This window comes from Paenibacillus sp. FSL R5-0519 (assembly GCF_037974275.1).
Taxonomy (GTDB): domain Bacteria; phylum Bacillota; class Bacilli; order Paenibacillales; family Paenibacillaceae; genus Paenibacillus.
The window spans coordinates 454,415-470,075 of sequence record NZ_CP150234.1 but is presented as its reverse complement, the minus strand read 5'-3'; the positions used below and the strand labels follow the sequence as shown (position 1 = coordinate 470,075).

At 48.4% G+C, this 15,661-nt stretch carries 8 protein-coding genes; all 8 read right to left on the bottom strand.

The annotated features are described in order from the left end of the window. Window positions 1-33 precede the first annotated feature (33 nt). Window positions 34-582, bottom strand: a complete 549-nt coding sequence (gene rfbC, locus MKY73_RS01915; RefSeq protein WP_339305435.1) for a dTDP-4-dehydrorhamnose 3,5-epimerase — start codon at window positions 580-582, stop codon at window positions 34-36. A 180-nt stretch (window positions 583-762) separates the two neighbouring features. Next, complete coding sequence (galU, locus tag MKY73_RS01910) at window positions 763-1,641, bottom strand: UTP--glucose-1-phosphate uridylyltransferase GalU (RefSeq protein ID WP_339305434.1); 879 nt, start codon at window positions 1,639-1,641, stop codon at window positions 763-765. Between the two features lie 258 nt (window positions 1,642-1,899). Beyond that, window positions 1,900-5,550 (bottom strand): DEAD/DEAH box helicase, encoded by a 3,651-nt coding sequence (locus tag MKY73_RS01905; protein WP_339305433.1) that lies wholly within the window; start codon window positions 5,548-5,550, stop codon window positions 1,900-1,902. Window positions 5,551-5,660: 110 nt separating this feature from the next. Further along, complete coding sequence (locus MKY73_RS01900) at window positions 5,661-8,174, bottom strand: DUF3656 domain-containing protein (RefSeq protein WP_339305431.1); 2,514 nt, start codon at window positions 8,172-8,174, stop codon at window positions 5,661-5,663. 503 nt (window positions 8,175-8,677) lie between these two features. Beyond that, entirely contained in the window at window positions 8,678-10,573 is a 1,896-nt protein-coding gene (locus MKY73_RS01895) for a stalk domain-containing protein (protein WP_339305429.1), read from the bottom strand. A 43-nt stretch (window positions 10,574-10,616) separates the two neighbouring features. After that, window positions 10,617-11,786, bottom strand: coding sequence for a trypsin-like peptidase domain-containing protein (locus tag MKY73_RS01890; RefSeq protein WP_339305427.1), 1,170 nt, complete (start codon window positions 11,784-11,786; stop codon window positions 10,617-10,619). Window positions 11,787-12,147: 361 nt separating this feature from the next. After that, complete coding sequence (locus tag MKY73_RS01885; RefSeq protein WP_017692026.1) at window positions 12,148-12,360, bottom strand: hypothetical protein; 213 nt, start codon at window positions 12,358-12,360, stop codon at window positions 12,148-12,150. A gap of 337 nt (window positions 12,361-12,697) precedes the next feature. Then, window positions 12,698-15,556: an excinuclease ABC subunit UvrA gene (uvrA, locus tag MKY73_RS01880; protein WP_339305425.1), complete on the bottom strand. Its 2,859-nt coding sequence runs from the start codon at window positions 15,554-15,556 to the stop codon at window positions 12,698-12,700. Between the last annotated feature and the right edge of the window lie 105 nt (window positions 15,557-15,661).

Genomic DNA, 15,661 nt, shown 5'->3' with positions numbered 1-15,661 from the left:
CCAGATACAGAAGTATCTGAATAGTCTGATTAATTAGTCGAAATTCAGTTCAGCATCTTTCAGTAAAGGATGCTTCTGATCCTTCTCCGATAATATAGGTTTCGTCACAGGCCAATCAATGGCGAGTGCCGGATCGTTCCACAGAATTCCACGGTCATGTTCAGGAGAATAATAGGCGTCTACCTTATAAGTTACCTGGCAATGAGGCACCAAGGTACAGAATCCATGAGCAAATCCTTGAGGAACAAGCAGCTGCCGCTGGTTATACTCACTTAGAATGACACTTTTCCATTGACCAAAGGTAGGGGATGAAGTGCGGACATCCACGATCACATCATATATAGCCCCTGATATAACCCTCACCAATTTAGTCTGTGCTTTGGGGTGAAGCTGGTAATGAAGCCCACGCACAACACCTGCTTCAGCCGACAAGGATTGATTGTCCTGAATAAAGACGTGCTGTATCCCCTGTTCATGAAGAACCTGCTCATTATAACTCTCCATAAAATATCCACGGTGATCACCATAAACCTTGGGTTCCAAGATGACAGCACCATCCATAAACAGCGGAAGTACCTTCATGACATCCCTCCGTTTTGCTGTTGACATCATTTCTTCATATTGACTATGTATATGTAAAGTGTCAGGTAAGTGTTTGTTCATTAGCCTGCATAATCCTCATATTTACCCTTCCAGAAAATAAATTAAAGCCCAGCCGCGATATCATTCTTCGGCTGGACTTCAAGGACATGCAGTAACCAATTATTGACCCTTTACAACCTGTTCCAAATACTTCAAAAGATCTTTCCGCAGATCCGGGCGCTGCAATGCGTAGTGAATCGATGTTTCGATAAAGCCCAGCTTCTCGCCAACATCATGACGCAGTCCATCAAAATGATACGCGATAATCTGCCGCTGTTCATTCAATCGGGACAAGGCATCCGTGAGCTGAATTTCGCCCCCAACGCCAGCAGATTGTTGACCTAGTATTTCAAAAATATCTGGCGTAAGAATATAACGTCCCATAATGGCCAGGTTTGAAGGCGAATCCTCGGTCTTCGGTTTCTCAATTAAGCGGCGGGCACGAAAGACACGATCATCGGTAGGGGTCAGCAACTCCCCATCTACAATCCCGTAGCGAGATACCTCGCTCCAATCCACAGGCTGTACACCAACAATCGGAGATTGCAGTTCATCGTAGACATCGATCATCTGCTTCAGGCAGGGATGGTCGGCTTCCACAATGTCGTCCCCTAACAGGACGGCAAAAGGCTCATTGCCGATAAACTTGCGGGCGCACCAGATGGCGTGACCAAGTCCCTTCGGTTCCTTTTGACGGATATAATGGATATCTGCCATCTCGGAGGGTTTGCGAACTTCGTTAAGCAAGTCCCACTTCTGTTTGTCCGCCAGATTCTGTTCCAGCTCAAAAGAATAGTCGAAGTGATCTTCAATAGCCCGTTTCCCTTTACCCGTCACAATAATGATATCTTCAATACCTGAAGCTACGGCTTCTTCAATAATGTACTGGATCGTTGGCTTGTCCACGATGGGCAGCATTTCCTTAGGCATCGCCTTGGTGGCAGGCAGAAACCGGGTACCCAGCCCTGCGGCTGGAATAATCGCTTTGCGAATACGCACACGAACCCACTCCTTTTGCTAAACAAGTGAACTAAAGCATATTTACACTTACCACTCCGATGACAGAACAACCTTCCGATCGCTGTTATCCCCTGATTTTTTAATTCACTTTTACAAAAGTGAAAATCTGGTGATAAAGGGGAGCGCTCCGCTTCTCCAGTTTTTTTCTGTCCTCTACGTTTCTCCTGTAAATCATTAGTCCATCTTGTATAGTTTAATATATTTAATGATTCTTATTGCTACGATGCTTGGACTTCATTATACCATCAACAATTCACGGATATCCTGTTCGGATAAGGTCGTTGAGCCCCCGTCTCCCGGTTCGATCACTTCGGCAATTAAATCCTTCTTCCGCTGCTGGAGTTCTAGAATTTTCTCTTCAATCGTACCTTCGGTAATCAAGCGGATGACTTGCACCACCTGTTTCTGTCCCATGCGATGAGCACGGCCAATTGCCTGTTCTTCCACCGCGGGATTCCACCACAGATCATATAATATAACGGTATCTGCCCCTGTTAAGTTTAGTCCGGTACCGCCAGCTTTCAGAGAGATTAAGAACAGTTCAGCTTCACCCTCGTTAAATCTGTGGCACATCTCGACCCGGCTCTGCGCAGGGGTTTGACCATCGAGGTAGAACAGATTCCTTCCCTGTGCCGCGAGCGTCTGACGAATCAGGTTCAACATGCTCGCAAACTGGGAAAAGATGAGAATGCGTTTGCCTGCTGCCAAACAGTCTTCGACCGTTTCTAGCAACTGTTCCATTTTCCCGGAATCGCCTTGATAGCCTTCGACAAAGAGGGCCGGGTGACAACACAACTGACGCAAACGCGTGATACCAGCCAGAATTTTGATACGATTCTTCTGGAATCCGTTATCCTCCATATCCTTCGACGCTTCATCCTGAAGCTGGGAGAGGTATGCGGCATACAGTTTCTTCTGTTCAACCGTGAGCTCCGACCGCTGTACCGTTTCAATTCGATCAGGCAATTCTTCCAGCACATCCTTCTTCAGGCGGCGCAGAATAAACGGACGCACCATCCGCGAGATCCGTTCCGGAGGAAGGTCGCGAAATCTTCTGTAGCTTGGAAACAACCCTGGGAATACCGCTTCAAAAATGGACCACAATTCATCCAGCGAGTTCTCCACAGGTGTACCTGTGAGTGCAAAGCGGCGCGGTGCCTGAATCTGTTTCACTGCCTGCGCGGTCTGGGAAGAAGCATTTTTGATTGCCTGAGCTTCATCCAGAATGAGCGTATGGAAGGTTCGGCCCAGGTAAGTGTCCAGATCCCGACGCAACAGAGGATACGATGTCACAATCACATCTGCCTCATCCATGCCTGAAAGCATATTGGCTCGTTCTTCTTTCTGCCCGGCTGCGATCAGGACGTTCAGATGCGGGGCAAACCTCGCAAACTCATTAGCCCAGTTATAGGTCAGCGAAGCAGGCGCCACGACAAGTACCGGAGGATGAATGACCTTCGTTCGGATCGTCAATCCATCCTGCTGCATCGTGGACCATGAACCATCCGTATTCTCTGAAGCCACCTTATCCAAAGGCAGTCCCGTTTCGGGATCAGTGTCGGCAGTGCCCAACGTGTCACCGCCCCATAATGATCCGCTCTCCCGGTACTTATCACTACCCGTATGGTCAATGTTGTACTGGGGCTTCTCTTGAAGTACCGCTGTGATATAGGCGATGCTTTGCAACGTTTTGCCAAGTCCCATATCATCCGCGAGAATGCCGCCAAACCGATAATAAGCGAGGGTACGCAGCCACTGGTATCCACTGTTCTGATAATCCCGCAGGATGGGGGTCAGAGATCCCGGCAATGCAAAATCCATCCGTTCGGGATCTCGCAGATCATCAAGGAAACGTTTCAGGGAGCCTCCCCACTTCACATGACCAGAAACCTCATCCCTGCCTGGCAATTGCAACGCCCGAACAGCTGGCAGCCGGATATGGCTGCTCTTGATGTCATCTGCTCCCAGTCCCAGTGAATCGGCCATGTGAGCGAAGCTGTCTGCACCTTCATTTTCAAGCGAGAGAAAGACACCGCTCTTGAGGCGGAAATACGGTTTCTTTTCGACAATGCGGCGCATAAGTTCCTGAAGTTCCTGCTCGTCCACACCTTCCATCTCAAATGAAATCTCCAGCCAGTCCAATCCTCTCCCCAAATCTGCTCGCACTTTTGGCGGTGTTGGATAGGATTGCACCATCGCTTTCACGGCGTTTGGCATATAGATTTCTACCTGTTTCTCAAGTTCAGGCAACAGATGATACATGACATCATAGATGGCATCTTCCCGTTCACTTGCCCAGACACTACCATCCCTTTCGAGAAAGGAACGATCAAGCCGTTCAATCAGATTCCGCTCTTTGTATCGATCACGCACCAAAATAACTTTTTTCTCTTCTTCATCGATCAAGTACTCTGCCAGCGGATTAATTACCATGACTTCATAGTCGAATTCCAGACGTGCTGTAATACGTTCACGATAGAAGTCGATATACAGCTTCGGTGAGAGTTCCGGTTCCGCGATCTGTTCACGCACCTGCGAATCAATGGACAGATGTCCAAGCGTACGCAGTTCAGGCACAACATGCTGCACAAATTCATCCACCTGCTGGGTCGAAATATCGATGCTTTCCTTGATCCCATATGAGGTGAGTGCCGCACTCAAGTCCTCCAGACTTCGCATCTGCATCGGCTCCAACATGTGCAACTGTCCTTCCACCACAGCAGCATCATAAGCAGGGAGAAGAATCAGCTCACGCAGTCCGGAAATCTCAAGCTGATACCCTTCATTCGTTCCCTGGGCAATCCGGTAAAACAAAGGCAATACACCTTCACCAAGTGTGAGTGGTCCATTGGCAAATCCTGTCCCCTCCATCCGACTGTCAGCCTGTAGCAGCAATTCCAGCAGCGGCTTCCATACGAGTGGAGCAATCAATATATCACGTCCATCGGAAGCTCCCAGATAACCGGAAATGGATTGGCGATATGCTTCTTCACTCTGTCTCATTCGAATAAGCATCGTGAGAATGGCCTGATCCTGGGGATTGAAAACATGCATCAATGGATCATAGTGGAACAACTTGGTGAATGACATCGGTTCGCCTTTCTCGATACAGTTCAGGAATTGCTTCACTTTCTGCACCACATACAGACGTTTGTTACCCACTTTCAGTTCAAGAGCGAGTTTCCCTCCGCCCTTATGAACCTGTATCAGCTTGCATATAAACTGTACCTGCAACTCTTCCCGCAGGGAGGATCGGTTGACAGGAGCAGTGTATTTACGGTCATTTCCATGCAACGGTCTCCGATCCTTGGCAAACATGGACAGAATCTGATCCGCCGTACGGTAAGAAGGTTTATCCGCCGAACGACCCCACCCCGAAGCTGAGCTTGGCCGACCTGCTTGGGCAAAATGAACCGGAGGACGCTCTGGAGCATCATTCAGTTGCTCTCGTTGTGAAGCAGACTGTGGGCGCTCCCACACGCTCTCTTCGACTAGCGTCCCGACCTTGGACTTGGAACCTAAGATAGAACTGGTATTGGCTCCTTGGCCTGTAGGAGGTTGAGGAGGCTTCCCAAAGGCAATCGTGGCATTACGCTCCTCCTGCTCACCCCATTCGTGAATAGCCAACAGGACAGCAGCTACATGTTTGCAATAGTCATAATGCCTGCCATCCCCCGGACAACTGCAGCCTGCCACAACCTCACCCGTTCCATCTATATCCACCGTCACCTGATAGCGCTCCGATCCACGTACCTGTGCTTCATAATGAAGCTGATCCTTACTGACCACCAGATTGGTCACCCTGCCAGATTGGTTATAATCTTCTCCGCGCTTGAATGCCGTGACCCCGCACAGCAATTTGATATCCATAATTGTGAATGGCGCCACGCTTCTTCGCCTCCTGTGTCATGATGTAAAAAAACCCCAAGAGCTCCGTAAAGCAGAGTTTGGGGTTGCTTAATGCTTGCTTGTAAATGTTGATGTACCATACAATCTAATTATTTCACCAATTGACCACGTGTAACGCCCAGTTGGTTCGTTGCTTTGAGTGTTTTCCACACTTGTGTACCACTGATCTCGCCGCGCAGTGCACGGTTGTACAGATCAATAACTTCACGTACCTGCTCCGGTGTCTCTTCCAGGAATTCCACACGGTAACGCGATACACCCAGATCCATAAAGTTGGTCAGATACTCGGCACCTGACTGCTCCACTGCATTGTATACCGTATTACGGCAGCCTTCATCCACACGTACCGGGTGGGACATACCAATTCGATCTTGCAGGGATGCACGCTGTTCCTCACAAGGACGTCCACAGTTCGTGAAGTCCGTTCCTTCACTCATAAACGTACAGTACACACAGTGCTCGGTGTGGAACATCGGCAGATGCTGATGGATAACCACTTCAGTCTGACTTGTACGGGAGTGGCCCAGCAAATCAACCATTTGTTGAATGTTCAGGTCATAGGATGGGGTAATCCAGTCACATCCGGCTTCCAGGAACAATTCAACGGCTTTGTGATTGGCGATGTTCAATGAGAAGTCGCCGATCAGTTCCGGGTGCTTCGCATCCGGATTTTCCATCCGGTGACGCAGGTAGAAGTACAGTGCGCCTGTATTACGTACCAATACTGCATCCGGCTTCAGACGCAAGATATTGTTATGATATCCGTTCTCCCCAGGCATGTGAATACGCGGTGTTGCCAGCGCGATCTTGCGACCAGCGGCATGCACAGCTTCCACGGCTGCCGGGAACTGCTTGATGAACTCGAAGTCGGCATAGATCATGCCGATGCCCGCTTCAATCGCTGCCTCCACTTGTGGCAGGCTACGACAGAGCGCGGTCAACTCGGCTTGACCGCGAGCGGCTGGCGATGCCGGTTTAACCGAATCGCCGTACACATCAACCGCCCGTTTCACGTAGACAGGTGGTTTAGGACGTTCGCCCGCAAGTTGTTCTACCGCCTGACGGCGAATGTTATTCAACTCGCGCATCGGGATGATGACATCACCGTGCAAGTTGACGTCCATTCCTTCCAACTGGAACACGGTGCCTCCCAGACGACCGAACTGCTCTTCGAGCAACTCATGCGTCATTGGACGCTTCTGTGCAATGTCCAGTTCCATCTCAGAATCAATCCGAACGGTCGTACCTTTCTGCACGTCTGTCCACCAGGTGCTAAGCGGCTGGCCTGGGCTGCCGATGACCTTCACCTTTACGGGGAATACACGGAACGGTTTCTCGGTCTCAAAGCTTTGACGCAGACGTTTGTCCAGCGCCGGGTCATTCGTTTTCCAGACTTTGTCGCCAACTTTCACGCGGCGCAGATCCACGTCACTGCGACCTGGCACAACGTCAACGATCCAGCCCTCTTCGGCTTCGCCTTCGAGTTTTACGCCTTTGCGACGTACATCGTATACCCGTCCGCCTTCTTCCTTCTTCGTTGGGTCTCCAGCGTCAAATACAATCCCGTCTCCACGTTTCACGGGTGCATCCAGCTTCAGGACCACACCATCACGCAACACTTGATCTACACGACCAAGGTAGACACCACGGCTTTTCGGGAACGTTCCATCCACTAGTTCTTTGTTGTTTGTACCGCTGAGGAATCCATGCGTGAATCCACGGGAGAAGCTTTGCTGCAATTCGCGAACTTCTTCCTTGCTTGGCGGTGTGTTATCTCCATCAAAATAACGGTCAATCGCTTTACGATATTTGCTTACCACGTTTGCTACGTATTCCGGCGTTTTGAGACGTCCTTCAATTTTGAAAGAAGTTACTCCTGCTTCGATCAGTTCCGGCATCAGATCAATCGCTGCCAGATCCTTCGGAGACAACAGATAGGCTACATCACCCATCGGCTTGTGCACTCCATCCACCATTAGGTCGTATGGAAGACGACAAGCTTGTGCGCACTCCCCGCGGTTCGCCGAACGTCCTCCCCACATTTCGGAAGTCAGACATTGCCCAGAGTAGGATACACACAATGCACCGTGAACGAATACTTCCATTGGAAGCTTCGCCTGTTCACCGATTTTCTGAATCTGCTTCAGGTTGTTCTCCCGTCCCAGAACGACACGTTCCATATCAAACGGCTTCGTAAACTCGACCGCTTCCGGTGACGTAATCGTCATCTGTGTTGAACCGTGAATCGGGAAATCCGGCGAGATCTCGCGGATCATCTTCACCAGACCCAAATCCTGAACAATTACAGCGTCTACACCTGCATCGACACATGCATCAATCAGTTCTTTGGCATCCGTCAATTCATTTTCAAAAATCAATATATTAAAGGTCAAAAAACCTTTTACGCCATAACTGTGCAAAAACGCCATAATCTCCGGCAGCTCGTCCATGCGGAAATTGTTCGCCCGTGCCCGTGCATTAAACTTTTCGACTCCGAAGAAAATTGCATCTGCGCCATTGGCTACCGCCGAACGCATACAATCCCAGTCACCAGCAGGTGCCAGAAGTTCAACGTCTTCTCTTCGTATTGTTGCTGTTTTCATGTAGATCCTCCCCATAGCCGGCTATCCGCCGGATTTCATCCCTATATCCTTAAGCGCCTGAACATACTAAGCTTGAGACTGCACCTTATCGGGTACACCTGCATTGTCACGGTATTTACTATATCTATCTATTATGTCTGTATTGCCTGAACTCCAAGCTTACAGTCATTCATATTTACCAGATCAGCAGTCATAACTCCTGAACTAGTATAGTGTACCACTTCTGCACCGACTCTTCTACGTTTTCCTGAAAAAACCGTTTACCATTTTCATTTCCATTAAGATTTACACTAGGCACTCCGATTGCAGTACCATCTTCCGATCGCTGTTACCCCCAGATTTTTTTTATTTCCTTTTCTAAAGGAAAAAATCTGGTGATAAACGCGCACGCTTCGCTTCTTCAGATCGGTTCTGCACTCTTCGTCCCAGTGTAAATATTTAATTTATCTTATAAAGGAAACAAATAAGCCGGAAGGTCACTGACCCTCCGGCATGCATCAATATTATTTAATAAAAGTAAATGAGTTCACTGCTTTTTCCAAGGCTGCCGCCTGAACTTCTGTCTTGTTGGCATCATTCAGGCCACTTGTGATCGTATAGGTCGTTCCGTCCTTTTCAAACACGATCTGGCGACCCGCATATGGCACGCCTTTGTCCAGCTCATGATACGTGAAGGAAAATGCAGGCACACCCGCAAACGTCAGTTCCTCACTGCGAAGCAGCTGAAAGTTTTCTCGCGTTTTGGTGGCTTCAGCGTAAGCTTCTCTCAGTTGACTAACTGTCATCTCGATCGACTTGTCTTCGCTCGCCGCAATGGAGAATTCTCCGCCCGTGAAGGTGTATACCACAGGTGAATACTCGAATCGATCACTGTAAGGCGTCCAGTAACGGGGGATATCCACACTGTATTTATAACGTTTGGACGTACGTGTAAGTGTCTTCGTTTTGTCTGTCAAATACGGATCTTCATCCAGCTGACCGAAATTATCGGCAACCGTATCAAAATCAATCTCGACACTCTTCATAATCCGTTCAAACCATGCCCGATCTGCATTTTGCTCTTCAGGGAACGTATACTCTGCATAATATCGATACCCATTCTTCTGCAAAAGAACATCGAACTCGGTCTGCCAGCCGCCGCCAAAGTTATAACGGAATTCATTCACCTCGGCAGTCTCTCCCGAGATATCCATCGTATATGAGCCAATTGGCTCATAACTCTCTGGTGTAAATGTCTCGCGCATCCACTTATCCAGTTGGCCGCTCCAGTCTTTGACCGTTGTACCTGCCTTCGCCGATGTGACACGCCATTGCAGGTATGCACCATCCTTGGCTTCATAGATCATCTGATTGTTGTCGATCGACCAGCCCGCAGGAATCTTCAATTCAATACCATAGTCATCATTCCATGCGGAGCGCATGCCGTTATCTACGGTGGACAGATCCTTGATCGTTCGATCCGATTCTGCAAAAGTTGGTTGGAATGAATTAAGCAGCGCAGCGCGTTTTCCCAGATCCTTGTAATTCAGGGCTTCGTAATCCGCGAGGTACACATCATATTGACGACCTTCGCTCAGATACTGACGCATCTCCCACAACATGCCATCTACATCTTTCACGATAATGCGTGCATAAGGCGTTTTGCCTTTCGACACCGCTTCACGATCCAGCACCGTATCTCCCGATTGTTTGGCCTCCTGCACGAGTTGCTGCAACAAATCATCCGCATCCAGAGCCACGTCCTGATCGCTGACGTACACCTCAAGATAATAACTGTTGTCCGCAGCGCCAAAAGTCATCATGCGCTCCTGCTCACCGGTCTGGAAAACCATAAGGTCTGCCGGATAGTTAATGGACCAGCCGTAAAAGCTGTTGCCAATTCTGGTTTTGCCTTCATCCGGATGGAGGCCGTCCTCATCGTCTACCGAATCATCGGTTTGCAACAGACGAATCACCATTTCTCCGGAACTGTTCGGAGCCAGCGTTGCTCCAATCCCGGCGGCAACCGGACGAAGTGGAACCATAAGTACGCCATTCACCATCTTCGGAGCGGCACCCATCTCATGCTTTACACCATCTACCCAGGCAATTGAATTGCCAATCGTTAGGGTAACCGTGTGCGGACCTTCCTTGATTTTGACAATATCATTTTTCTCCAGCCGGATTTCACTGCCAAAAGCTTTCTTGAACACACCGACAGGCACCATCGTAACACCCTTGAACTTGTAAGGTTTGGCTATGGCCTGCTTATCACCGTTAATATAAGCGCTCGTGCTGCCCGCTTTGACCCGTAATTCACTTGTCGTCAGATCAGATGCCCATACAGGTAATGCCGCTCCAATGGTCAGCATCCCGGTTAATACACCTGTGCTTAGCACACGTATCCATGACTTTTTCATTCCGTTCTTTCGTCCTCTCTCCATCCGGGCTGATCGCCGGGCTTTATTGTTCTTCATCTGCAAGGAACGCTTCATCTTCCTCGTCTACGATGTCTGCGCGATCAGCAAGTACCAACGTGCGGGTGACGATATCGCCATCCGATTGCATCAATAGCTTTACCTTTTGCCCAGGCAGATACGTTTTGAGCAGCTCATTGATATCTACTACAGAGGAGACACGTGTACCTGCCACACTATAGATGAAGTCTCCCTCTTTGATTTTGGCTTTCTTCGCTTCAGGAGACAGTACGCCTGTAATTGTTAATGGATCATCTGTAGGAAGGCCCACAATCGCAGACCAGCTTTCTTCCAGCTGTAGTCCCAGACTTGCACGTTTTATTTTGCCATATTTAAAAAACTGATCGATGATATATTGAACGGTATCCACCGGAATCGAAAATCCCAAACTCTCTACACCAACGGCAGAGAATTTCATGGAATTGATACCCACCACTTCACCCTTCAGGTTGATCAGCGGTCCTCCACTATTTCCTGGGTTAATGGCCGTGTCGGTCTGAATTAACCGATAGGTCGCCTCAACACCACGGTTCAAGCCGCTAATGACCCCTACCGTTGCCGAGTTACGCAAAGAAAAGGAAATTGGCGTACCTAAGGCAATCACCGTTTCACCAACAGAGGTTTGTGAAGCTTTGGCGAAGCTCGCCGGTTGGAGTGATTTGGCATTGATTTTGATTAGCGCCAGATCACTGAGTGCATCACTGTATGTTTTCGTAATTTTGTATGTATTGCCATCCGTCGTTACGACCACCGGATTCGTTAATCCATCGACCACGTGGGCATTCGTTACGATCCATCCGTTGGACCGGATAATGACACCTGTACCATGTGCAAGATTATAACGGTTGTCTGATGAGGCACCGTCCTGCACTTCGGTAGATTTCCCAATAATGCCTACGACCGAAGGAGATAACTTTTCGATCACTTTGGGAATGGCTTCACTTCCCTTGTACGTGTACGTTCCAGATTTGGCATCATATTGTCCACTTCCACCAACTGCCTTGAGCAGATCCTTGGTGTTCACATAGACTTGACCGTCTACCACTTTCGCTTGCATCGCCGCTTTGGATTCAGCTGCACCGGCCGTTGCCGCTACACTAATCGAGAGTACAGCAGCCATCAGTATGGCTATTCCCTTTTTACCCAACACGCTCATATTCTCACCTGACCCTCTCTATACATCCTTCTTGCGCGACTCGACATCGGATTCATCGCTGAATCTATTTTCTCTTTCTCTCATCTGCAATTCCGGTATCCTTCAATGTATCATACAAAATCTGGATATACAATTGTTTTAAGTCCTATTTTAGTAGAGAAGATAGAATCATGTTCAATCGCTCGATATAAACGAAAAAAACACCCTCCATGTCTCCCCTGGAAAGTGTTCCTTCATACCTCTTTTAGAGGTTGTTCAAAAAGTCCGCTTTTGATTACGAATCATGCCTAGTGGCATCATCAGTACCGACCTTTTTGAACATGAATTATTGGCTTATATTCCATTCACTTCAGTGGCCTTTCTACTGAGCAAACCAACCGGTTATCATCGCATAATCCGTCATCAAAAATACAAGCAGACTGACTACTGCAAATCCGATCGCAAACAGATTCTTCTTCGGTGCCCGAAGAAGCCGAACGACTCCAATGAAAATCAGGATCGTAAATAAGATGACAAAAATATCAAATGCATTAAAATTCGATGTACTCGCCGTGGCAGCTTCTGCAAACAGCATGGATAGACAGACCTCCTTACCATAGTTGAACAGCTAACGCATACCCTAATATCTTCCTCTATGTTATCTGTACCCTGCTTGTAATGCAAGCCCTATCATCCATAAAAATGAAAAAAATCCAAATTGGCCGAATATTCCTGTAATGCTCGTCATAATGCATATGTAAACACTTTCAGGCAATAACCTTAGACCGACTAAAAACTGTGCCTCATTCAAACTTAAAAAGCCCTTCTTCCCGGAAGCAGAGCACGTTAGATCGTAATCCAACGTCTCAACCATTTCGGAAAGAAGGGCCAATACTGTCATTCATATGGTTCTAACTACTGGTTAGAGAATCTTAGTCCACCAATTGCAGTGCTTTGCTCCGCTCGGTATCCCGTTCCAGAACTGGCTTCAAGTACTTGCCCGTATACGAAGCTTCCACTTTGATGATGTCCTCAGGGGTTCCCGTTGCAACAATGGTTCCTCCACCGCTACCGCCTTCCGGACCCAGATCAACAACATAGTCTGCTGTTTTGATTACATCCAGGTTATGCTCAATCACCAAGACTGATTCACCTGAATCAACGAGACGGTGCAATACGTTGAGCAAACGGTCGATATCATCGACATGCAAACCGGTCGTCGGTTCATCGAGGATGTAGATGGTTTTCCCTGTACTGCGCCGATACAGCTCAGAAGCGAGCTTCACCCGCTGGGCTTCACCACCAGACAAGGTCGTTGCAGGTTGTCCCAGGTTGATATAACCGAGGCCCACATCCATCAGAGTCTGCATTTTACGATGGATCTTCGGAATGTTCTCGAAGAATTGGGTTGCATCTTCCACCGTCATTTCCAGCACATCGGAAATATTTCTGTTTTTATATTTCACTTCAAGCGTTTCCCGATTGTATCGTTTTCCTTTGCAGACTTCACAAGGCACATAAACGTCCGGCAAGAAGTGCATCTCGATTTTGATAATACCGTCTCCACGGCAGGCTTCGCAACGTCCACCTTTGATATTAAAGCTGAATCGGCCTTTCTTGTATCCACGTACCTTGGCTTCGTTCGTCTGAGCAAACAGATCTCGGATATCATCAAAGACGCCTGTATACGTAGCCGGGTTGGAACGTGGGGTCCGCCCGATTGGAGACTGGTCAATATCGATGACTTTATCGATATGTTCCAGACCACGAATTTCTTTATGCTGACCCGGACGTACCCGAGCACGGTTCAGATCACGTGCCAGCGTTTTGTATAGGATCTCATTGATCAATGTTGATTTACCTGAGCCGGACACACCCGTCACCGCAGTAAATACACCCACTGGAATCTTCACATTCAGATTCTTGAGGTTATTTTCTTTGGCTCCACGTACTTCCAACCAACGGTCTCCTACACTTCTACGTTCCGTACGAATCGGAATGAATTTGCGTCCACTCAGATATTGACCGGTTAAGGAGTTCTCATCGTTCATGATCTCCTCCGGTGTCCCCTGTGACATGATGGTACCTCCGTGGATACCTGCACCAGGGCCAATATCAATAATATAGTCGGCAGCCATCATCGTATCCTCATCGTGTTCAACCACGATCAACGTGTTACCAATGTCGCGCATATGTGCAAGCGTTGAGATCAGACGGTCATTATCCCGTTGATGCAGACCGATACTCGGCTCATCCAGAATATACAGTACACCCATCAGGCTGGAGCCAATCTGTGTAGCCAGTCTGATCCGCTGGGCTTCTCCACCAGACAAGGTTCCGGCAGCACGACTCAGTGTAAGGTAATCCAGACCAACATTCACCAGGAAGCCGAGACGGCTGTTGATTTCTTTTAAAATAAGCTTGGCAATCGTCCGCTCCTTCTCCGTCAAATCCAATGTTTCGAAGAATCGGCCAGCTTCACCAATGGACAAACTAGTCACATAGGCCATGTTGTGATCATTGATTGTAACTGCAAGGCTCTCGCGTTTCAGACGCTGACCTTTACACGTACCACAAGGCTTCGCACTCATGTAACCCTCAATAAATTCACGGATACCTTCCGATGCTGTATCACGGTAACGACGCTCCAGATTGTTCACGATACCTTCAAAGGTAACCAGTGCTTCCTTCCGTTGTCCAAAATCGTTCTCATATCGGAAACGGATTTTCTCCGAACCCGTACCCTGCAGCAACTTGTTCATCTGCTCAGCGGGTAGATCTTCGACAGGTACATTTTGCGGAATGTTAAAGTGCTCACATACCGACTTCAAAAACTGCGGATAATAAGTAGATGTGCCACCTGTCCAGGCATCAAAAGCACCGTCTTCAATCGTCTTGCTGCGATCCGGTACGAGCAGATCAGGGTCAACAATCATTTTGACACCTAACCCATCACAATCCGGGCAAGCGCCGAAGGGACTGTTAAATGAGAACATCCGTGGTGCAAGCTCTTCAATACTGAATCCACACACCGGGCAGGCAAAGTTGGAACTGAAGCGCAGCTCTTCTTCGCCCATAATGTCCACCAGGAGTTGTCCACCGGACAAATTAAGAGCTGTTTCAATAGAGTCGGCCAGACGCGCCTGTACATCATCTTTAACAACGATCCGGTCAACAACGACTTCAATCGTATGCTTTTTGTTTTTCTCCAATTGAATATCTTCTGACAGGTCACGCAATTCCCCGTTCACCCGTACACGGACAAAACCCTGCTTGGACACATCAGCAAATACACTTTTGTGCTCACCCTTACGGCCCGAAATAATGGGTGCCAAAATCTGCAACCGAGTACGCTCTGGATATTGCATGATACGGTCAACCATTTGTTCTACGGTCTGGGAACTGATCTCTACGCCGTGGTCTGGACAATGTGGATGACCCACACGTGCAAATAACAGACGCAGGTAATCATAAATTTCCGTCACAGTTCCAACCGTGGAACGCGGGTTACGACTTGTTGTTTTCTGATCTATTGAAATGGCAGGTGATAATCCTTCGATGGAATCCACATCCGGTTTCTCCATCTGTCCGAGAAACTGCCGTGCGTAAGCTGACAATGATTCGACATACCGTCGCTGTCCTTCTGCGTATATGGTGTCAAAAGCCAGCGAGGACTTGCCTGAGCCACTCAGGCCGGTCAATACAACAAAGCGGTCACGCGGGATGGTAATGTCGATATTTTTCAGGTTATGCGCTCGTGCGCCTTTAATGACAATGTTATCGCTCGCCAATAGTATTCATCCTCTCAGTGTGTTAATCCAAACCTTTATAAAGGCTTTTCGATCCCTCCCAAACCCTCCCTTCCAAGGGAGGGCCCCAGAGGGCGCAGCCCTCTG

What these genes read in the sequence shown, in the direction of transcription:
- rfbC (WP_339305435.1), bottom strand. Translation starts at nt 582, where the DNA reads ATGAAGGTACTTCCGCTGTTTATGGATGGTGCTGTCATCTTGGAACCC.
- MKY73_RS01900 (WP_339305431.1), bottom strand. Translation starts at nt 8,174, where the DNA reads ATGAAAACAGCAACAATACGAAGAGAAGACGTTGAACTTCTGGCACCT.
- MKY73_RS01895 (WP_339305429.1), bottom strand. Translation starts at nt 10,573, where the DNA reads ATGAAAAAGTCATGGATACGTGTGCTAAGCACAGGTGTATTAACCGGG.
- MKY73_RS01890 (WP_339305427.1), bottom strand. Translation starts at nt 11,786, where the DNA reads ATGAGCGTGTTGGGTAAAAAGGGAATAGCCATACTGATGGCTGCTGTA.
- MKY73_RS01885 (WP_017692026.1), bottom strand. Translation starts at nt 12,360, where the DNA reads ATGCTGTTTGCAGAAGCTGCCACGGCGAGTACATCGAATTTTAATGCA.